Origin of the sequence: Shewanella dokdonensis, from assembly GCF_018394335.1 — a bacterium.
In the GTDB taxonomy this organism is placed as follows: domain Bacteria; phylum Pseudomonadota; class Gammaproteobacteria; order Enterobacterales; family Shewanellaceae; genus Shewanella; species Shewanella dokdonensis.
In genome coordinates this window covers 2,857,564-2,878,875 of sequence record NZ_CP074572.1, presented here as the reverse complement: position 1 = coordinate 2,878,875, position 21,312 = coordinate 2,857,564, and the positions used below count along the sequence as shown (strand labels likewise).

The following is a 21,312-nucleotide window of genomic DNA, read 5'->3' as shown; positions in this document are numbered from 1 at the left end:
AAATAATTTTTAGCGGCAAACAGCTGGATTTATTTGCCAGTGAGTTACAATAACCGGGTCATGCCACACGCCGTCAGCACCTGTGCCCACAGGATGTTATGGGTGGCATGTTCGGATAGTTACTGCCGGGTTCCCGGTTATCTTGCGCTGGAAATTTTAATGCACACCCCACATCGTCAGGGGCCAGGCTCGCTGTTTATGCTGAGCTGGCCGCTATTTATTGATCTGTCGTTACACTTTCTCACTGGCGCTATCAACACCTTTATGGTCAGCCATATCTCCTATCGGGAAGTGGCAGCATTAGCCGTCGGCAACCAGGTGTTCAGTCTGGCTATCACCTTATTCAGCTTTGTCAGTATTGGCACCAGCGTGGTGATTACGCAGTATCTCGGGGCGGGTAACAGAACCAAGGCCCGTACGGTGATCCACACCGCAATCAGTTTCAATCTGGTGGTGGGGCTACTCGCAGCCATTGGGGTTATCAGTGGTGCGGCACCTATCTTGACCATGATGAACCTGCCACAGGATCTGCTGGCAGATGGTCGTTTATACCTGATGATTATCGGTTTGTGTCTGTTGCCAGAAGCCGCAGCGCTCTGTCTGGCAGCCACCTTGCGTGCCCACAGATATACCCGCGAGGCGATGTATGCGACCGCCTTGGTCAACTTGATCACCTTTGGCAGTAATCTGCTGCTGCTTTACGGCTGGTTTGGACTGCCGCAGCTGGGCGTTGCCGGTGTTGCCATCAGTACCGTTGCCGGACGCCTAGTTGGCTTGGTGCTATTAGTCTGGTTACTGCAACGCAATACCGGTATTCGTTTGTTGCCCGCAGAGCTGTTGCGCCCACGGCGCGAAATGCTTGCCAAAGTCTTGAAAATCGGTCTGCCCGCAGCCGGAGAGAATCTTTCCTGGTTACTGCAATTTATGGTGGTCACCTCATTTGTTGGCCTGATGGGCGATAAAGCACTGGCAACCCACTCTTACTATTTTCAGATCTGTACCTTTATCATGCTGTTCGGTTTATCCATTGGCATGGGTAATGAGATCATCATTGGTCACCTAGCCGGAGGCCGACTGTTTGAACTGGCCTATAGCAGATTATTAAAGACCCTCAAGCTCGGGCTGTTTGCCACTGTGATTATCGCATTATGTTTCGCGTTGAGTGGCCGTAGCATTATCGCCTTGTTTACTGGCGATGAGGGCGTGTTATCGCTGATCGCCCCACTGTTTGTGATCAGCGTATTCATGGAACCGGGCCGGACGTTTAACTTGATTGTGATCAACGCACTCAGAGCGACTGGTGATGCCCGTTTCCCGTTGATGATGGCACTGTTTTCCATGTGGGGCATTGCCGTACCGCTGGCTTGGTTACTGGGCATTCATTTGGGCTATGGCCTGGTGGGGATCTGGCTGGCATTGGCGTGTGATGAATGGGTGCGCGGTCTGGCCATGTACTGGCGCTGGCGCAGCCGCCGTTGGCAAAGCAAAGTGTTGGTAGAACCGCTACCATCGGCGGGTCATTGATCCCCAAAAAACAAAGCCCTGATAGGGCTGTCAGGGCTTTGTTAATCAGTGATGACCTGTGATTAGTGAGTGATTACCATTTCATCCACTAGGTTGTCGGCATGGTCAAGATACTTCATCACCCACAACATATAACGACTGTCGACATGGATTGAACGGTTGATGTTATCGTCATAATTCCAGTCGCCAATAATGCTTTCATACACCCCATCAAACAGTAGGCCAACCAGCTCAGCCCGGCCATTTAGTGTGGGCGAACCAGAGTTTCCGCCGGTAGTGTCCACGGTCGACAGGAAGTTAACTGGCACGGAATCCAATGATTTCACATAGAAATCCCCGTAAGCTTTGTCTTTGATGAGCTTCAACTCAGCCTTGGGCGCATCAAACGGCTCAACGCCGGTGTCTTTCTGGGTAATGCCCTGCAAACGGGTGAACGGTACTGCGTATAGACCATCTTTAGGCGAATAGCCTTTCACGTTCCCATAAGTGACCCGCAGGCTAGAGTTGGCATCGGCATACACAGGTTTGCCCAAGCTCTTATAGTAAGCAATGATTGCTGCCATATAGTGCGGCCGCACTTTCGTCAGTTCACCCTTTAACTGTTTGTCAGCATCACGCAACTGTTTGTTGGTGTCATACATGGCAACGGCAAAACGGATCATCGTTAAATAAAAGCCGGGCCGAACCCGACTTTAACACAAACATAACAGCTGCACTGTAGCCTGAAAAACTCGCTTACAAGACAGTGGCTATGGACAAACTTGCTTACAAAGCGCGTTAAGTTGCGGCATACAGTTGCGCCACGATGATCACTATGCCCAGCAACATCAGCAACCACAACGCCAGATTACCACCGCTTACCTGATAGCCCGCTGCCCCCTGTAACCGTTGTTTCATAGCAATAATGACAGGCAAAAAGATGGTTATCACCACCAGCGGTACGGCGGCGAACCCCAGCAAAGCGATAAAACCTTCCGGGACAAACAGCGCACAAGCCAGCGGCGGCATAAAGGTTAGTAACCAGGTTTGTGCCCTGCCACTCCAAGAGTCGCGGGCACGGATCAGCTCGGCGTTAAAATCAAACAAACTCATGGTGACACCGAGGAACGAGGTGATCAGCGCAAAATCGGCGAACAAACCAATAAATTTGCTGATCAACGGTTGTGAGGAGATCTCCTGCAAGGCACTGATAAGTTTCGATAACGATCCATTAAACCCGGCAATAGCTTCCCCCCACAGTTCCGAGCGTCACCAACAACCACAGTACATAGCAAAATAATGGGATGGTGGAACCAATCAGCAATACCTTGCGTAATGAAGCTACGTCACCGTCCAAGTAACGCACTAGCGTGGCAATACAGACATGGAAACCAAAAGATGTCACCACCACCGGGATAGCACTGAGCCAGACGGCGGTCAGAGAATTGGTTGCCGCCCGCTGTGCCAGAGCGCTAGGGCTGACCTCAGGTAACAGAAACACTAATACCAGCGCCAGCAGAACCACCATGGCAGAAAAAAGTGCCCGCGACAGTTTATCAATCCAGTGCACGCCCAATGCCGCAAAGCCACCCAGAACAAAGGTAAACAGTAACACCGCCGTTTGATTGCTTAACTCAACATCAAACCAGGCCTTAGCTTTTAGCGTCAGCAAATCCGCACCACCAGTGAGATACGCCGCCGTTAACGCAAACAGCAAACTCAGAAACGACAGACTCTGGATTATCTGGCCCTTACGCCCAAGAGATTTACCGGTAATCACGTGCAGATTGTCACCGGTACCGGAGCGTAAATTCACTTCCAGCATCAGCAACGAGGTATATGCCGAAATTGCCCAGACCACTATCATCAGCAGTAAAGCGGGCATTAGGCCCATGGCCGCAGTAGCCAATGGCAAGGCCAACATACCGGCACCAATGGCAGTACCGGCCACGATCGCAATCGATCCAACTATTTTAAGATTCACGGACTAGATCCTGTTGTCATTGTTATTTTTCTGATGGCCGGATTTTCCATAACGGAATGCAGTTAGAGTACGTGCTCAGAGCAAAAATGCCTGAATGCTATTCCGAAAAATCGACACGGTTTTGACATTATCAGAGCCATTTGCTGCGGGCAAGAACAGATTTACCTTTAAAATCGGAAAAAATATCGTCGATTATAAGAACAATCTGCAATTGATGATTGCCGCAGATAAATATCTGGATATAATGAGCGCCTCTCTAGTTCTTGGGGGAGTAGCCGCCTCACTGTTTGTGAGGGCATTCATCAACAAACTTGGCCACATGCCATGGTGAATGCAGCAAGTCTGACTTGCCTGGCAAGACCTGAGCACAGCGCACCATTTAACAGGGGTGAATGGCGTGTTGTGCCCGGTTAAAGGTCACCCCTGAGGATTGCATTTTGGAAGCGCTGTTCACGTCTGCTCTCTCTGTTGCTATTGCTGAAATTGGCGATAAGACCCAACTACTGGCACTGTTATTAGCCGCCAGATTCAAAAATAAAACGGCAATTATCGGCGGGATCTTGCTATCAACACTGGCAAATCATTTGTTGGCAGCGTGGTTTGGTCATTGGGCGATTACCTGGCTAACACCAGAACTCGCCCGTTATCTCGTGGCCTTTAGCTTCTTTGCCATCGCCTTATGGATACTCGTGCCAGATAAAGCTGACGCTGAAGACAGCCGCTTCTATCGCAATGGCCCATTTCTGGCAACCTTTGTCTTATTCTTCCTGGCCGAAATGGGCGACAAAACCCAAGTTGCCACTGTGGTGTTGGCGGCTAAGTATCAATCCTTAGCTTGGGTAATTGCCGGAACAACCTTAGGCATCTTGCTGGCCAATGTGCCAGTGGTGATAGCCGGCAGCATGGGCGCGGGTAAGTTACCAGTAACCCTTATTCATCGGATCTGTGCCGTGCTGTTTTTCTTGTTGGGTATAGCAACGCTGGTGTGGGCGTAAGTAAGCCTTACGGCCTGATTCGTTTGCAAAAAAGAGGCTTCCGAGCCTCTTTTTATTGATGCTGATGCTGCCTACATTTTTTATGAATGCTGCAACATTGCTTTGTTGCCCGGCAGCGATTACTTGCCTGGCCGCAGGCTTATGCACACGCATCCATGTGGCGCGCTGCAAGTACCTCCATGTAAGCTCGACGCCAGCATCCATGCTGGCGACAGCCACAAGTCCGCATGTGCTGGGAATTATCAGAGTACTTCTCCTAGATCAACTGTACTTGAACGTTAAGCTACTCCATTCACACAAATTGAAATTGCCATTACACAATAATGTGTATGTTAGTTGACCAAATTTTTTTATCGTCACATATTAACTATCAATTGAGGAATAACTGGAAAGGTAACAACAAGGAACGTTATGAATAACATTCTCGAAATTGATTTAGACAAGAAATTAGAAATAAAAATCAACAACCGAAACCCAGTAGCTCTTAAAGATCTTTCACTTTCACTACTTTCTTTTAATCATCAGTTTCATAAATTCATTGAATCTGAAACATCGAAAGAAACAGAAGTAAGTACAGAGCTCCTAATTAAGGAAGTACGAAAGGGATCAATAGTTATCGAACTTGTGTCTCAAGCAGCTCCTATTGTTCCTTTACTTTGGGAAGGGGAACGCTTTCGCAATGGTCAAATATTGTCCAAGGCATTTGTAACTGGTTACTGGGCAAGACCAACAATCCCCCAAAGAAGTCACAAAGCAAGACCTTCAAGAGTGGAATAAATTTGTTGAACCTGTCGCTAAAGATCATGGCTCGCAACTTAATATCATAGTTTCTGATGGTGGAACTGTAATTAACAACTTTACAATCAATTCAACCCAAGCTAATGCCATCCAGAATGAAATTAGTAAAAAAATTGAGCAAATAGATGAGCCAGAGGATCACATCCATCGTCGAAAAGTTATGTATTGGTATCAAGCAAAGTTTGACCCTAACTCAGAAACAGGTAATAGAGCCATCATTGATGATATTTCCAAAAAGAGCATGAAAGTGATTTTTGAGAATAATGCTGTAAAAAATGAAATGCTTCATCCGCCAGAACATCTAAAGAAGCAGTGGCATGAATTAGCTTATGTTGTCGATGTTGAAGTGGAAACGGTGAGAGGGGTTCCCAAAATTTATAAAGTGCTCCAGTACTACCCTGAATACACATTTGATCCAGAAGATGAGTAAAGTTAGCCAAAATCAAATTCAACAGGACTACACCATGATTCCTCAGCACAGATGAACCAGTGACCGTCCGAGGAATGGATTCCGAGGCCGAGCGCCCATGGATGGGTTCACAGCGTGTCACTGGAGCATCTGTGCATACGCCCGCGGCAGGCGATTTAGTGCGACTAGCTCTCAGCGAACTCAAATTGCGAAATGTAACCGCAGAAACAAGCCGCCGACTTCCCCGCATCGGCAGATGCAAAAAAGCCCAACGTTACCGTTGGGCTTTCTAATCCACCTTAGGCAGAGCTAAGTTACTTAGCTAATCCCGCCATTACACGAGCCCCATAGTCGGCATCGGCTTTAGTGAAATGCGCCACCATCTGCAATTGCACATCGCGGCTTGCTTGGCTCAAGGTGCCACAGATATTGCTGACCAGCCGCGCTTTTTCCGCTTCACTGAACAAGCGATACAGATTACCCGCCTGAGTGTAGTCATCCTGATCGTAACGGCTATAACGCGCCGCTTCCCCTCTAGCTGTAATGGCGGTTCACGGAACTCGGTAGCATCCTGCAAACTGTTGGCGCTGGAGTTCGGGCCGTAGTTAGCGCTACTATCCGCACCAGTCTGGCTGTGATGGTATGGGCACTGCGTTCCGGCCATCGCCCCGGCACGTTGATGATGGTTAGCAGTGGTCGCGTGTGGGCAATTCACGGGCAGTTGGTTGTAATTGGCGCCAACGCGATAACGCTGGGCATCGGCATAAGCAAACAGACGCGCTTGCAGCATTTTATCCGGTGACGCACCCACCCCTGGAACCATATTGCTCGGCGCAAAAGCCGCCTGGCTCCACTTCAGCAAAATAGTTCTGCGGCAAGCGGTTCAGCTCCATCACCCCGACTTCAATCAATGGGTAATCCTGGTGCGGCCACACCTTGGTCAGATCAAAAGGATTGATATGATAATGGTTAGCATCAGCTTCGGGCATGATCTGTACCTGCAATTTCCAGCGTGGGAAATGACCATCACTAATGGCGGCCACCATGTCACGCTGAGCATGATCGGGATCGATACCTTTCATTTTGGCGGCTTGTTCTTCGGTCAGGTTGGCAATGCCCTGCTCGCTCTTAAAGTGAAATTTCACCCAGAAGCGCTCACCTTTGGCATTCCAGAAAGAGTAGGTATGTGAACCGTAGCCGTGCATCTGCCGATAGTTTGCCGGAATACCCCGATCAGACATCAGCACAGTTACCTGATGCATCGCTTCTGGATTCAGTGCCCAGAAATCCCACATTGCCTGGCGGATCTTTAAGATTGGTGTGCGGATTACGCTTCTGTGTATGAATAAAATCTGGGAATTTGATGCCATCCCGCAGGAAAAACGTGGGGGTGTTATTACCGACAATATCGTGATTACCGCGGTTGGTGTAAAAGCGCACGGCAAAACCGCGAGGGTCACGCTCGGCATCGGCAGAGCCCATCTCACCACCCACAGTAGAAAAACGCACAAACACTTCGGTCTGTTTACCCACGCCGTTGAAATGCTCGGCAATGGTGTAACGGCTCATATCATTGGTCAGGGTGAAGGTACCATAAACCCCGGTGCCTTTGGCATGCACGACCCGCTCAGGGATCCGCTCGCGGTTAAAATGTGCCAGTTTTTCAATCAGATGAAAATCCTGTAACAACAATGGGCCACGTTCACCAACAGACAAAGAATTCTGATCATCGGCAACGGGGGCACCGTTCTGGCTGGTAATATAGTGCTGGGTCATCTTGCGCTCCTTACGATTTTTTCTGGTTTAACCAAAGTTCGATTAAATCAACGATTGTGGCCATACGGCCTCCCTAAACTGCGAGTTAAAGCATCAGGCGTTGAGAGCATGGTAGAGAAAGTCAAACAATCAATAAAACGATTAAAATTGATTACTACAATCCAATATTTGAATTAAAAACCAAAACTAATGGGCGCAGATAAGTTTAGAAGCGTGGGCGTGAAAGAGAGTAAAAATCTGTTGCTGGGCCACAATGACCGCATCCTAGGCTGCGGTCATTAGCTATCAATGCTGATTAGCCCGCATGTTTGCTGTCGGGACGGCGCACAACAGCGGCCGTCATTCGAGATATGCAGGTCAGTTCCCCAGCACTGTTGTAAATCTGGATCTCCCATACTGAGGTACGTTTTCCTAGATGAATGGGGCGAGCTACCGCCTTCAGTTCACCATGCCGGGCAGCGCGGATATGATTAGCGTTGATCTCCTGCCCGACGCAGTAATATTGTTCAAAATCCACAGCAAAGTTAGCCGCGTAACTGGCAACGGTTTCTGCCAGTACCACGTTGGCACCGCCATGTACCATACCGATGGGATTGTGAATAGCGGGTGTGGCCGGCATGGTCGCCACCAGATAATCGTCACCTATTTCAGTCACTTTGATGCCTAAGGTCTGCATCAGGGTACCTTTGCCGCCCTGCCCTAAATCTAGGCGGGCACAATCTGCAAGCGTGACATCTCTGAACCAGATACTCATATGTGTGCGTTTCCTTATGATAATGTCCCAGGCTAGTCTAGCGCCTGCTCAGCGCTTGGGTATCACCAATTTCGCTAATTGACGGTCATGAGTCGCCGACAGCGTCAATACCGCACAGATAGCGCCGATCAAGGCAAATAACATGTCAGACTGGGTATCCCAAACATAACCTTGAGTGCCCAGGAAGGCTTCGGCGCCATCGTTGGTTAACACCGCCACCCACCACTCCACCAGCTCATAAAACGCCGACAGCGCCAGGGCAAAACAGCAACAAAGAAAGCTACACCAGGCCCCCGGGCGTAGCACTTGTTTACGTAGTAATACTTCTCGCGCAATCATGGCCGGGATAAAACCTTGGGCAAAATGCCCTAATTTGTCGTAATTATTGCGGCCCCAGCCGAACCAGTCTGACAACCAGTCAAACAGCGGCACCTGCGCATAGGTATAGTGGGCACCAACAAACAACACACAGCAGTGCAACAGAATTAATAGTGACAGCAGTGGCGTTAATGGAAATACCCGCCGACACCATAACAGCAGTGGCACGGCGATTAATGCCGGGATAGCTTCCATCCACCAGGTAACACCATCATTTGGCTGCCATGCCGACCACAACAGCACCGCCCCATAAAATGCCAGCCAAATCAGTGGATTCTTCAATATCTGCCCCAAATTACGGATTGTTCATGATCTAAAATAAACACTTTAGCCATCCAGACCTCCACAGCAGCAAAAAAGGTGCTAACGTGAGCTGACAGCTTGGGGAAGCTTAACACACTACACTTTGTTCACTAGCAGATTCATAAATTGAGGGGTACCGATATCATGGCGAAACACTCGCTGGACAAGGATAAAATCAAGATCCTGTTGTTGGAAGGCGTTCATCAATCAGCCTTAGATGTGCTGAAAAACTCCGGTTATAACAATATTGAGTACCACAAGGGCTCGTTATCCGGTGATGAATTGGCAGCGGCCATTAAGGATGCACATTTTGTCGGTATTCGCTCTCGCACTCACCTCACCAAGGAAGTGCTGGATCAGGCTGAGAAACTGGTGGGTATCGGTTGCTTCTGTATTGGCACTAACCAGGTAGATCTTAAAGCCGCAGAGTTGCTGGGGATCCCGGTGTTCAACGCACCGTTTTCCAATACCCGCAGTGTTGCCGAACTGGTTATTGGCGAAATCATCATGCTGATGCGCGGCATTCCACAACGTAACGCATCTGCTCACAAAGGTGGCTGGATCAAGAGTGCCAAAGGCAGCTATGAAGTCCGCGGGAAAACCCTCGGGGTGATTGGTTATGGTCATATTGGCACCCAGCTCGGCATTCTGGCCGAGACTTTAGGCATGCGCGTGGTGTTCTACGACATTGAAGACAAGCTGCCACTGGGTAACGCGCACCAGTTGCGGTTTATGAACGAATTGCTGGCGCAAGCGGATGTGGTAAGCCTGCATGTACCGGAAACGCCCCAAACCAAGTTGATGTTTGGCGCAGCGCAGATTGAAGCCATGCGACCTGGCAGCTTTCTGATCAACGCCTCCCGCGGAACAGTCGTGGATATTGACGCGCTCGCCGCGGCACTGGAATCCAAGCATTTAGCAGGGGCAGCAATCGATGTGTTCCCGGTTGAACCTAAATCTAATGATGATGAATTCCAGACTCCACTGCGCGGTTTTGACAATGTCATCCTGACACCGCACGTGGGTGGTAGCACCGAAGAAGCCCAGGAAAACATCGGCATCGAAGTGGCAGGGAAACTGGCAAAATACTCCGACAACGGTTCGACAGTAACCGCCGTGAACTTCCCCGAAGTATCACTGCCACAGCAACACGGCACTTCACGCCTGCTGCATATCCACCGCAACCGCCCCGGCATACTGCTGAAGATCAACCAGGCGTTTTCCGAAAAAGGCATCAACATTGGCGGCCAATACCTGCAAACCACCGCTGACATAGGTTATGTGGTGATGGAAGTCCATACCGATCAGGCGGCAGAAGCCCTAGAAGAGCTGAAAAACATCGAAGGAACTATTCGTACCCGCTTGCTGTACTAAGTTGCGGCATCGGTGAATGTTTTGACGGGGCGCCCATTTGGCGCCCTGTTTATTTACGCCAAATCCGTTACAATCGAAGCACTTTTGCTGTTGTTAATATCAGGATGATCCTATGAGTCTCACCGCTCCTCAACTTTCCTGGGCACCCAATACCCAGTTACCGGAACTGCTGATCTCCCCTGTCTCATCTCGGCCTGATCCAGGTGACCGGCGAACAGAATCGTAGTTTTATTCACGGGCAGATTACTGCCGATGTTAATGCGCTCGCGGCTACCGACTGGTGTTGGGGCGCGCATTGCGACCCTAAAGGCAAGATGTTGTCAGCCTTTCGCCTGTTTGCGGTAGCAGACACATTAATGTTGCTGATGCCACGAGATACGGTTGCCAGCGACCTGCCAGAATTTCGTAAATATGCGGTATTTAGCAAAGCCGAACTCGATGATGTCTCAGACGCGTGGACGGTACTTGGTGTTACCGGAAACAACGCCGAATCATGGATTAAAGGCCATTTCCCAGCATTTAGCACTGCACATCAAGTATGTGCTTTGCCACAGGGCGTAGTGCTGAACGATAACGGACGTTTTCTGTTAGTGTTGCCAACAGCCATTGCCACCGAACTGCTGCAAGCGCAGTCACTGTATCATCACAGTGCTTGGCAGGCATTGGAGATGCTGGCGGGCTATCCTGGCTTATCGGCGGCGCATCGAGGCCAATTCGTACCGCAAATGTGTAACTTGCCAGGCACTAGACGGTATCAGCTTTACCAAAGGCTGTTACATGGGGCAGGAAACTGTGGCACGGATGAAATACCGTGGTGGTAATAAACGGGCACTGTATATTCTTAAAGGCCAAGCGAGCGTGTCGGTCACTCCTGAGTCCACGTTGGAACTGGCATTAGCCGAAGGTTTTCGTCCACAAGGTACGATTCTGGAAGCGGTGCAGATTGACGGTCAGTTGCTGCTGACAGCTGTGCTGCCAAACGACACGGCAGATGATGCAGTTTTCAGGATTGCCGAAGATCCGCAAAGTCAGTTGACGCTGCAACCCAGACCTTATGTGCTGGAAGAGTAATAACATAAAGGGCGTCAATGACGCCCTTTTCTTACCTCGCCAAGAGTGCGCTTGTGTCACCCACCACTGTGCAGCGCTGTTTCCGGATATTGATCTCGCACATCCGTCACCTGCGGCAGGATCTCACGGAACTGGCGCACCAATTCAGGATCGAAATGTTTGCCCGCCTGTTCCTCAATATAAGCCATGGCGTCAGCAGTGCTCCACGCCTGTTTGTAGGGTCTAACGGAAGTGAGGGCGTCAAACACATCGGCCACGGCCACAATCCGGCCTTCGATAGGGATCGCTTCGCCAGTCAATCCTTTAGGATAACCGCTACCATCCCACTTTTCGTGGTGCGTCAGGGCGATGCTACGCGACAGTTGCAATAGTGGATCTGGGTGCTCACCGATAATTTCTGCGCCAAATTCTGCATGGCGTTTCATGATGACCCACTCTTCGGCGTCCAGCTTGCCCGGTTTACGCAGTATCGCATCAGGAATGCCTATCTTACCGACGTCATGCATGGGCGCCGCGTTATACACCAGCTCGCAAAAACGTTCTGGCAACCCTAGTTGGATTGCCAGCAAACGGGCATAGTTACTCATGCGGATAACATGTAAGCCAGTTTCGTTATCCTTATACTCGGCAGCCCGCCCCAAGCGGCGGATAATTTCCAAACGGGTTTCCCGTAACTCGTGGGTACGTTCCTGTACCTGCTGTTCCAACAGCCTTTTTTGGTCATATAACGCCAGGTGATTTTTCACCCGCGCCTGCACAATGGGAGCACTGACCGGTTTGGTGATGTAATCCACCGCCCCTAACTGAAAGCCCAAGGTTTCATCGGCATCTTCCGACAAGGCCGTCACGAAAATCACCGGAACATGGGCGGTGAGCGGATCTTTTTTAACTCGCTGCAGACATCATAGCCGTTCATGCCTGGCATCATCACATCCAATAACACCAGATCTGGCGGATCACGCTTGGCCACGGCGAGAGCTTTCGGGCCATCAATGGCGACTTTGAGCTTGTAGTCATTACCGAGGATCCCCACCAGAATATCGATATTTTCTGGCGTATCATCCACCACTAAAATGGTCGCCTGTTCCATCCACGTCTCTCCTCCACCTGCTTGTCGGGCTCTCCGGCAAAGTATATTTTCCAAGTATCGGCTTACAGCTGCTGCAACAACGACTGCACCAGGGTCTGCGCCTCGTCAAAACGATAATTAGCCACCATGGTGTTGACTGGCTGTAACTGTTGCCACAGTTGCTTATCCACCCGACCATGAAGTTTTTGCAGCTGTGGCACAGCGCTAGCGTCCGCATCCTCCAGCAGCAATAACAGTTGTTCCAACTCCTGCTTTAATACCTCTGGAGCCAACAAATCTGCCGTGTTGGCATCTGGAACATCATTAAGTTGCAACCAATGTTCAATAGCCACCACCAGTTCATCCACCAACACCTGTGTCTGTTGTAAAATCGCTTCACAATCCTGTTGCTGTTGCAGTTGCGATTCCAAAGTCCGCGCCAACACCACCAGTGGTTCACAGCTCAGATTCCCGGCAACGCCTTTCAGAGTATGAGCCAGTCGCACTGCGGTTTCTTGTTCGCCCTGTGCCAACGCTTTACGGATCTTATCAACCACCTGCGCTTGCCCTTGGAGGAAGCGCTCGAAGATACGACGATACAATCGTTCAGAGTTCTGCACCAGTTGCAGACCGCGGTCGATATCCAGCAAGGGATGTTCCGGCCAGGCGATCACTACCGCGGCCGCAACGGATGGGGCTTCGAATGACGGCGAATCGTCCCCCAGATACTGCAACAGCATGTTGTACAGCAAACTCACCTCTATCGGTTTGGAAATATGGTCGTTCATTCCCGCTGCCAAGCATTTTTCGCGGTCGCCCGCCATCGCATTGGCCGTCATGGCTACCACTGGCAGTTGCTGTAAACCGTCAATTTTTCGCAGTTCCCTCGTGGCCTGATAACCATCCATAACCGGCATCTGACAATCCATCAGCACCAGATCGAAGCGCTGGCGTTGCAACTGTTCCAACGCTTGTTGGCCATTAGCCGCTAACGTCAGCACGATTCCCACTTGTTCGAGGAACTCGCAAGCCACTTCCTGGTTCATCTCATTGTCTTCTACCAACAGCACATGTTTGCCCTGCAACTGCTGCAACAGCTTACTGTCGAGATTACCAGGGCGACGCTTCACCGGCAGACGGCCACCCTTGCCCAGAGCCAACATAATGCTGTCCAGCAAGCGCGAAGCGCTGACAGGCTTCGCCACATAACCACTGATACCATAGCTGGGCAATTGCCTGATGAAATCGCCACTGGCATGGGCTGAAATCATGATGATCAGTGGGCTGTTATCCAGTTTGCTGAGCTGTTGTGCGGTGGCGATACCGTCCATTTCCGGCATTTTCCAATCCACCAGTGCCATACCGTAGCGTTTCTCGGAAAATTTCTGCAAGGCTTCGGCACCGCCACGCGCGGTATCAACCAGGAACCCCATACTCTCCAATGTAGTACGTAAAATATCGCGAGCGGTGGCGTTATCATCCACCACCAGCAATTGCATGCCTTCCAGCTCTTGCGCCACCTTAATGCCTGTATTATCAGAGACTTTCAGCTTTGCCGAGAAGAAAAAGGTGCTGCCATTGCCATACAGGCTCTCGACACCAATTTCACCGCCCATTAATTCCACCAACTGGCGACTTATCGCCAGCCCTAGACCGGTTCCACCATATTTACGGGTGGTAGAACTATCGGCCTGACTGAACGAATGGAATAATTTCTGCTGCTGCTCGCGGGTCAAGCCGATGCCGGTATCGCGCACGGCAAACCTTAAGGTCACCTCATCCCCTTGCTGTTGCAGCTGGTGGATAGATAACTCAACTTCGCCCTGTTCGGTGAATTTGATGGCGTTGCCGATAAGGTTGATCAGGATCTGATTCAGGCGCAGCGGATCGCCTTCCAGTAAGGTGGGAATATTGGGGGCGACTGAAAATAACAGTTCCAGTTGTTTGTCGGCGGCGCGTACGGCAAACATATCGGCCAGATCTTCCAGAATGGCATCCAACTGGAAGGGAACGGATTCCATTTGCAGTTTACCGGCCTCTATCTTAGAAAAATCGAGGATATCGTTGATGATCCCCAGCAGTGACTTCGATGCACGCTCAATTTTTTCAACATAGTCCCGCTGCTTATTATCTAATGCCGTCTGCAAGCATAATTGCGACATGCCGATAATGGCGTTCATCGGGGTACGGATCTCGTGCGACATATTGGCTAAGAAATCACTCTTGGCACGGCTGGCGGCATCGGCGGCATCTTTCGCATTCATTAATTCATCAGAGAGATGTTTCAGGTCACTAATGTTAGCCACCGCCAGCACTACCGAGTTGCCCCCATTCTGATGTTTCTGGAGCAACGTGGCATTCACCGCCGCCCACATCATTTCACCATTGGCATTCAACAGTCGCCATTCACCGGAAATGCTATCTTGCTGACCATTCACTAACGCATCAAACGTAGCAATCGCGTCCTGTCGCTGTTCCGGCAACAGCAGATCGCCGATAAGTTTACGTTTTAATACCTCTGGCGTGCTGGCCATGTAGTGACAGAAACAGTCATTGCAATCCACTATCATGCCCTGCTCGTCGAGATTGACGATGCCGATAGCGGCGTTGTCAAACAGTGCCCGGAAATGAGCTTCGCGCTGCGCCAATTCGCGTTCCATCTGTTTGCGGTCGCTGATATCCATCAGGTAACCATTCCACAGAATTCCCCCGCTTGAGCCAAACCGCGGGCACCGGCTTCCAGCCAACGCACCCCACCCGAAGGATATTGATAACGGAAGGTGGTATTCCACTGCAATCCTCGGCTTCCCCGCAGTAACTCCAGCAACTCTTGGCGTTCACTCTCGGGGATACGTTCGGCGGCAATGTTAAAGTTGTCCATAACCGCCTGTCTTGGCAATCCTAGAGTGACTACCGCAGCGCTAGAGAGAAAGGTAAAGCGGCGGTTGTCACTGTCACTCCACAACAATTGATAGACAGTGCTCGGCAAGGATTCGGTAATCGTTTCCAGTTGCTCTTGCGATTGTCGCAACCGCTCTTGTGACAACTTGCTGTCGGTTATGTCATTGAGACTGCCATCAAACCACTGCGCCTCGCCTTGTTCATCGTACGTGGCCTTGGCTTTTTCATGGATCCAGCGGATGCTGCCATCCCGGTGACGAATACGATATTCCACATCAATTGGGCGTTGTTCAACTAATGCGCCATTGATGGCATAAGCGCGTTTAGGCAAATCCTCTTCCACAATAATGGTGCGGTAGGCTCGACGCTTGTTTTCAATAAAGGTAGCTGCGGGGTAACCACTGATATCGGCGATATGATCACTGATATATTCGAGGATCCAATCCCCTTCAATACGGATGCGGTAAATGGCGCCGGGGATGTTGGCAACAAGGCCACGAAAGCGACTTTCACTGTCACGAATTTTTTCTCTACCGCCAATTGCGCAGTCATATCCCGGATAGAGGCTGCCGCTTGACGCTTGCCATCAATGGCTAGAGGTAAATGACTCAATGCTATTTGTGCCGGGAAGGTCTTACCGTTCGCCCGTTGCGCAGGGAATGTTCGGTCAAGGCCCATGGTTCGGCTATTGTCGCCGTTAACAAAGTTGTTATTGAGCCGTTTGTGACCTTCACGAAATTGTGGCGGCATCAGATCTTCCACTGATAATGCCAACATTTCGTCTGCGGTATAACCAAACAACTCCTGACAGCGGCTGTTGCTGTAAACTATGCGGCTATCTTCATCAACGATCAGCATCGCTTCTGGGGCGGCTTCTAGCACCGCCTTGGACCAGGCAGCGGCAGAAAACTGCTCGGTGACATCGTTGAACAGCATCTCCACCGACACCACCAGTCCATGTTCATCAATGAACGGCTGCATAAATACATCCAGACGCCGCAACTGCCCATTGGCGACCTGCATCTCCACCTGATGTGGTGGTACATTTTGCCCCTGCAATGCCTGGCTCCATGTATTGCCAGTTCTGCTCGTTAATGGCACTGCTGGAAAACAACCGCTGGTATTTACGTTTCAGGGTATCGGCATTGATGCCCAGCACCTTTTCCACCCCATCACTCACCTGGATTAACTGACCATCGGGCGCCATTGAGCAGTAAAATGACGTGTCGCTCATGCCATCAATCAGGCTAGCAAACCGATTGCCACGGGAATCCAGTAACGCTTGTTCCCGCTGTTGCAAGACATCCGCCAACTCGTTGAACTTTCTGCTGAGGCTGGCAACTTCCTGAACGGTTCGGCGGGTCGGCGGAGTTAAGCGGAGGAGTTTTCCCTGGCTGAAATCTTCGATGCCCTGAGCCAACTGCTCCAGTGGCTGAGTCAGCCGTCTGGCGGTATATAAGCTGCTGATCAGCAACAGCAAAATCACCCCCAGCAACACAAATGTCAGATAGGCAGAATCGCCTAATACGGCAGTTAACAGGTGCTGCTCCGGCGTCAACACCACCACATGCCATCCTAAAGGCTCAACAGGGGCAATACTGGCTAGATAAGCAACGTTATTCCTGTCCGTCAGCTGCATTTCATGGATCTGCGTGGTCGCCAAGGATGGCAGATCGGCAGTTGCATTTTTTGCCAACCAGTCTGTCAGGGCGATCTGTTCGGTGATGCTGGCGCCAGGCCGATAGATCAGCATACCGTTGTCATCCACCACCAGTAGCTTATCCGCCGCGACGCCAAGCCGCTGAGGCAATAATGACAACGCCAAATCGGTAGTGACAACCCCAAACCAATTGTCTTCATTGCCGAAAGGCTGTGAAAAAGTGATCATCAAGGTATTGCCAGCACCAGAATCAAAATACGGTGCCGTCCATACCCCGTTAGGGTGTTTTAACGCTTCACTCCACCACGCCCAGTTTCCATCGGTATAGTCATAAGCATCCATCCCAATATCCATGGTGACAATGCTGTTATCGCGCCGAAAAGCATAGGGGGCAAAACGTTTGTCATGACCAAAAAAGCCCTTGCGAAACGCAATGGCCGAACCATAAAACTGCGGATAACGCTCCAGCCGTTCCGTCAGCATGGCGTAGAGATAATTAGGCTGGATATCGCGACTTTTACCATCAAAATTGTCGAGACTGGAAGCCAACGTCTGCGTGTCAGCTTGCGCCAGCTTTAATGAAAATTGCAGTTTCTGCGCGGCGTTATGGGCGGTTGCCCGCAATTCAGCAAAATAAGCTTGCTGTTTTTCCTGATAGTTAATCCAGCCAGCAATCCCACATAGCAGGGTCATCATGATGATAAGCGGCAATGCCAAATGCGAAATAATACGGTGGCGAAACGTTTGAAAAGAGGCTAACTCAGGCATCTGGCAATTCCCTGTCTTGGCTGGGTCGCATTACCACGGGATGATGTGTTTTACAGATGACAACAGACGGCACATCACATCTGCGACAAACGGAATTTATTTAATCATCCAGTGGCTATTTGCGCAAGCAACTTGATGCGTAAAAACGCTAATAACTCAATGACAAAACAGCTTTTTCTTATAAATAATCGCGTTCAATTTTAGTGCGCAGACTCACAGCTAATAATCGTTTTTAACTTAACTGTTTTGCCCTCAGCAGATAAACTAGCGCCCAAGGATAGCTTGCCGCCACTGGCAATTGTTGTAAGGACAAAGAATGCCCATCGTCCCCCAGCCACCACTGGTGCAACTCTCACAGGTCTGTAAAGGGTTTAATGATGGAGATCAGTACCATAGGGTACTAGATTGCCTTGATCTGTTGATCCACCCAGCTGAAACCGTAGCCCTTACGGGCCCCAGCGGCAGTGGTAAGAGTACGCTACTCAATATTATCGGTGGTTTTGAATATCCTGACAGTGGTCAACTGTGGCTACAAGGTGCCGATTGCAGCCATTGGCACGATCCACAATGGAGCCGTTTTCGTCGCCAACATCTGGGAGTGATCTTCCAGCAATTCAACCTGCTGACACCACTGAATGTACATGACAATGTCCTGTTTCCGTTGTCGCTGCTCGGGCAAAAATGGAATGACTGGTGCGATTATCTGTTGCAAAAACTCAGCATCAGCGAACTGGCGCAGCGTCCGGTAGAACAGTTATCAGGTGGGCAACAGCAACGGGTTGCGATTGCTCGGGCGCTGGCACATCGCCCAGCACTGCTATTGGCCGATGAACCCACAGGTAATCTGGATGCTGACGCCGCAGAAGAAGTGATGCAGCTATTGTGCAAACTCGCCGCCGATGCTGGCAGCGCCATTTTGATGGTAACCCACAGTGATAGCGCCGCCGCCCACATGCAACGGCGCTGGCACCTGCAACAGGGTAAAGTCCATGAATGACTTATCCCTAGGCTGGCAAGCGCTAAGGGTGTATCTGGCGCATTATCGCCAGGCACCGTTGCAAGCAGGCGCTATTTTGCTGGGGGTAGTGTTAGCCGTAACTCTGCTTATTGGGGTTAAGGCAACAAACGATAATGCCATCCACAGTTATCAGCATGCGGGCGAGGCGTTGGCGCAACAGGCGAGCCTGTTTATCAGCGCAACCGGAAGAGATGCCACCCTTGATGAATCCCTGTATTTTGCGCTGAAACGCCAAGGCATAGCCGCGTTACCGATCGTCAGTGGTGTCATTGAAGACAGCCAAGGCCGGAAGTGGCAGATAGACGGCAGCGATATTATCGCGGCGTTGCACAGCTTGCCACAACACACGCCCAGTGATGGTGGTGAGTTACCGCTAACAGCATTGCTTAGTGGTCAGCCCTTAGTGCTGGTGAGTCACAGTCAGTATCGGGCAATGGGCTTTAGCGATAATGCCCCGGCACAACTTGCTCTTGGTGGTCAGTTATTACAGGTAAAGTCATTACCCGACAGCATGAATTTGGGAAATCGCTTGTATCTGGATATCTCAGTGGCACAACCGCTGCTGCAACTTTCCGGTCGTTTAAGTTATATCGCCTTGTTCGGTGATGCCGCACAACTAAAACACCAGTTGGCCCAAAGCCAGCTGCCGCTGAGCGGACTACAGCTCACCGAGCAAGATCAAGGCAAAGCGCTGACCGATCTCACCCGCAGTTTCCATCTAAATCTTAACGCCATGGGGATGCTGGCATTTCTGGTGGGTTTATTTATTGCCTACAACGGTGTGCGTTATAGCCTGATGAAACGGCAGCGCCTGCTACTACAACTGCTGCAACAAGGGCTCAGCCGCCGGGCACTGATGTTGTCGCTGCTACTGGAGCTGTTACTGTTGGTGGCCGTTGGTTCCTTTATCGGTTTTTTGTTGGCATTACAGCTCAGCCATTGGCTGCAACCTATGGTAGCCGTCACTCTTGAGCAACTTTATGGCGCCACCCTGTTACCCGGCAATTGGCAATGGTCTTGGCTGGCACAAGGTGCTGGACTAACGCTGATTGCCGCCTTGTTGGCTTGTGTGCCGTTATACCGGCAGTTGTGTCAACGTAGCATTGCCCAAGGCACCCAACGTTTTGCACAGCAGGAGCAGCATCGGCGGATTCATCGGCGACTGTTTATGTTGGGAACACTGCTACTGTTATTGACGGCGGCGCTCTATCCCTTCAGCCGTGAACATGCGCAGAGTCTAGCATTGATGGGGCTGCTCACCATTGCTATACCACTGCTGCTTCCGCAAATATTACAGACCAGTCTCAGCCTATTAACGCCCTTGGCTCCCGCAGGTTTGCCGCGTTATGCCATTGCGGAAACCCGCGAACTCACGGCGCCATTGGCGCTGGCAATGATGGCGTTGCTACTGGCGTTATGTGCCAACATTGCCATGAATACCCTAGTGGGCAGTTTTGATAGTACCCTGCGCAGTTGGCTCAATACCCGCTTGCACGCTGATCTGTATATTCGCCCTGGTAGCGGTGAAATGGCGGCATTGCAGCAATATCTCGATGTCAATGAGCCTAAACTAAAGCGTTACTACCAGTGGCCAGGCACCATATTATGTGGCCAGCGGCAATAGTGTGCAGGCACTCAACTTGCTGAGCCGCGACCCCACATCGATTGCACAAACCACGGTATTTAAGCAACCGGAGGGACGTTCACAACAGCAGCAAGCAGTGCAACAAGTCGGAGCTGGCGCCGGGATTTTTATCAGCGAACCGCTGGCGCTGAAACTGGCTGTACAGGTTGGAGATAAGGTTCGTTTGTGTCAGGACCGCCAATGTCAGCAGCCCCATCTAACACAAATAGCCGGGGTGTATTTTGACTATGGCAATCCCAAAGGTGAAGCGTTAGCGGCACAGACTTTATGGCAGCAACTGCAGTTGCCCGCACAACCCTATAGCTTGGCACTTGGAGGCATAGAGGGTGGACAACAAGCCATTGATAATCTTGGTCAGCAGATAGGTAATGCGTTGGGACTAAACCCGGCACAAATATACAGCCAGCAGAAGATCCGCACACAGGCGCTTAAGGTATTTAACAAGACCTTTAGTATCACGCTGGTGTTGAATACCCTGACATTACTGGTCGCCGCTGTAGGGCTATTCAGCGCAGTATTGATGCTGACCCAATCAAGACAAGCGCCATTGGCAATCTTGCGTAGCTTAGGGGTACCACAAAAACAGTTGTGGTTGATGCTGCTCTGCCAACTGCTGCTAGCCGTGTTGCTCACCTGTTTATTAGCATTGCCGTTAGGGGCGATTCTCGGCTATTTGCTGATCCATAAAGTCACCTTGCAAGCCTTTGGCTGGACCATTATGCAGCACTGGGACTGGCTGGCATATGGCCGAGTGGTTAGCTTGTCATTAGCATGCTGTCTGTTGGCAGTACTATTACCGCTTTACTGGCAAAGCCGCCGCTCGATGGTGTCAGCACTGCAACAGGAGGTACTATGAAGTTAACCCCTACTTATGGCTCTTATGTTTGCTGTTAACCGCCTGTAATC

At 50.6% G+C, this 21,312-nt stretch carries 10 protein-coding genes, 6 pseudogenes and 1 riboswitch; of the genes and pseudogenes, 9 read left to right on the top strand and 7 right to left on the bottom strand.

Features of this window, described 5'->3' with window-relative positions:
• Positions 1 to 102: 102 nt before the first annotated feature.
• Entirely contained in the window at positions 103 to 1,524 is a 1,422-nt protein-coding gene (locus KHX94_RS13780) for an MATE family efflux transporter (protein ID WP_244859166.1), read from the top strand.
• Between the two features lie 62 nt (positions 1,525 to 1,586).
• On the opposite strand, the pseudogene KHX94_RS13775 reads toward KHX94_RS13780, so the two are convergent.
• Positions 1,587 to 2,183, bottom strand: a pseudogene (locus KHX94_RS13775) (S46 family peptidase); the annotation flags it as partial.
• Between the two features lie 118 nt (positions 2,184 to 2,301).
• Positions 2,302 to 3,487, bottom strand: a pseudogene (locus tag KHX94_RS13770) (aromatic amino acid transport family protein).
• Between the two features lie 254 nt (positions 3,488 to 3,741).
• Positions 3,742 to 3,840: riboswitch (yybP-ykoY riboswitch) on the top strand.
• Between the two features lie 84 nt (positions 3,841 to 3,924).
• On the opposite strand from KHX94_RS13770, the gene KHX94_RS13760 reads away from it, so the two are divergent.
• From KHX94_RS13760 to KHX94_RS20620, 3 genes are all read left to right on the top strand, one after another.
• On the top strand, positions 3,925 to 4,482 hold the full coding sequence (locus KHX94_RS13760; protein ID WP_213681080.1) for a TMEM165/GDT1 family protein: 558 nt from the start codon (positions 3,925 to 3,927) through the stop codon (positions 4,480 to 4,482).
• 411 nt (positions 4,483 to 4,893) lie between these two features.
• Complete coding sequence (locus tag KHX94_RS20625; protein ID WP_244859165.1) at positions 4,894 to 5,259, top strand: hypothetical protein; 366 nt, start codon at positions 4,894 to 4,896, stop codon at positions 5,257 to 5,259.
• A gap of 181 nt (positions 5,260 to 5,440) precedes the next feature.
• Entirely contained in the window at positions 5,441 to 5,710 is a 270-nt protein-coding gene (locus tag KHX94_RS20620; protein ID WP_244859164.1) for a hypothetical protein, read from the top strand.
• 293 nt (positions 5,711 to 6,003) lie between these two features.
• Here KHX94_RS20620 and katB read toward each other — a convergent pair.
• The 3 genes and pseudogenes from katB to KHX94_RS13740 form a co-directional block, all read right to left on the bottom strand.
• A pseudogene (gene katB, locus KHX94_RS13750) lies at positions 6,004 to 7,465 on the bottom strand (catalase KatB).
• Positions 7,466 to 7,760: 295 nt separating this feature from the next.
• Positions 7,761 to 8,219: a PaaI family thioesterase gene (locus KHX94_RS13745; protein ID WP_213681079.1), complete on the bottom strand. Its 459-nt coding sequence runs from the start codon at positions 8,217 to 8,219 to the stop codon at positions 7,761 to 7,763.
• 48 nt (positions 8,220 to 8,267) lie between these two features.
• A complete protein-coding gene (locus tag KHX94_RS13740; protein WP_244859162.1) occupies positions 8,268 to 8,879 on the bottom strand; it encodes a DUF2238 domain-containing protein in 612 nt (203 codons plus the stop codon).
• A 165-nt stretch (positions 8,880 to 9,044) separates the two neighbouring features.
• On the opposite strand from KHX94_RS13740, the gene serA reads away from it, so the two are divergent.
• Positions 9,045 to 10,274: a phosphoglycerate dehydrogenase gene (gene serA / locus KHX94_RS13735; protein WP_213681078.1), complete on the top strand. Its 1,230-nt coding sequence runs from the start codon at positions 9,045 to 9,047 to the stop codon at positions 10,272 to 10,274.
• Between the two features lie 112 nt (positions 10,275 to 10,386).
• Positions 10,387 to 11,345: pseudogene (gene ygfZ, locus KHX94_RS22035) on the top strand (tRNA-modifying protein YgfZ).
• A gap of 56 nt (positions 11,346 to 11,401) precedes the next feature.
• Here ygfZ and KHX94_RS13725 read toward each other — a convergent pair.
• Positions 11,402 to 12,435, bottom strand: a pseudogene (locus tag KHX94_RS13725) (HD domain-containing phosphohydrolase).
• 62 nt (positions 12,436 to 12,497) lie between these two features.
• Positions 12,498 to 17,743 (bottom strand): annotated as a pseudogene (locus tag KHX94_RS13720) (PAS domain S-box protein).
• Between the two features lie 316 nt (positions 17,744 to 18,059).
• Between KHX94_RS13720 and KHX94_RS13715 the strand changes: the two are divergent.
• Genes KHX94_RS13715 through KHX94_RS20610 form a run of 3 tightly spaced genes read left to right on the top strand, consistent with a single transcriptional unit; the run spans position 18,060 to position 21,262 of the window.
• Positions 18,060 to 18,740, top strand: coding sequence for an ABC transporter ATP-binding protein (locus KHX94_RS13715; RefSeq protein ID WP_213681077.1), 681 nt, complete (start codon positions 18,060 to 18,062; stop codon positions 18,738 to 18,740).
• Positions 18,733 to 20,385 (top strand): ABC transporter permease, encoded by a 1,653-nt coding sequence (locus KHX94_RS13710; protein ID WP_244859161.1) that lies wholly within the window; start codon positions 18,733 to 18,735, stop codon positions 20,383 to 20,385. The genes KHX94_RS13715 and KHX94_RS13710 overlap by 8 nt, the downstream gene beginning before the upstream one ends.
• Positions 20,369 to 21,262: an FtsX-like permease family protein gene (locus KHX94_RS20610; protein ID WP_244859160.1), complete on the top strand. Its 894-nt coding sequence runs from the start codon at positions 20,369 to 20,371 to the stop codon at positions 21,260 to 21,262. The genes KHX94_RS13710 and KHX94_RS20610 overlap by 17 nt, the downstream gene beginning before the upstream one ends.
• Positions 21,263 to 21,312 lie beyond the last annotated feature (50 nt).

Excerpts from the sequence above, each read along its gene's own strand:
- KHX94_RS13710 (WP_244859161.1), top strand. The coding sequence starts at position 18,733 with ATGAATGACTTATCCCTAGGCTGGCAAGCGCTAAGGGTGTATCTGGCG.
- serA (WP_213681078.1), top strand. The coding sequence starts at position 9,045 with ATGGCGAAACACTCGCTGGACAAGGATAAAATCAAGATCCTGTTGTTG.
- KHX94_RS20620 (WP_244859164.1), top strand. The coding sequence starts at position 5,441 with ATGTATTGGTATCAAGCAAAGTTTGACCCTAACTCAGAAACAGGTAAT.
- KHX94_RS13745 (WP_213681079.1), bottom strand. The coding sequence starts at position 8,219 with ATGAGTATCTGGTTCAGAGATGTCACGCTTGCAGATTGTGCCCGCCTA.
- KHX94_RS13715 (WP_213681077.1), top strand. The coding sequence starts at position 18,060 with ATGCCCATCGTCCCCCAGCCACCACTGGTGCAACTCTCACAGGTCTGT.
- KHX94_RS20625 (WP_244859165.1), top strand. The coding sequence starts at position 4,894 with ATGAATAACATTCTCGAAATTGATTTAGACAAGAAATTAGAAATAAAA.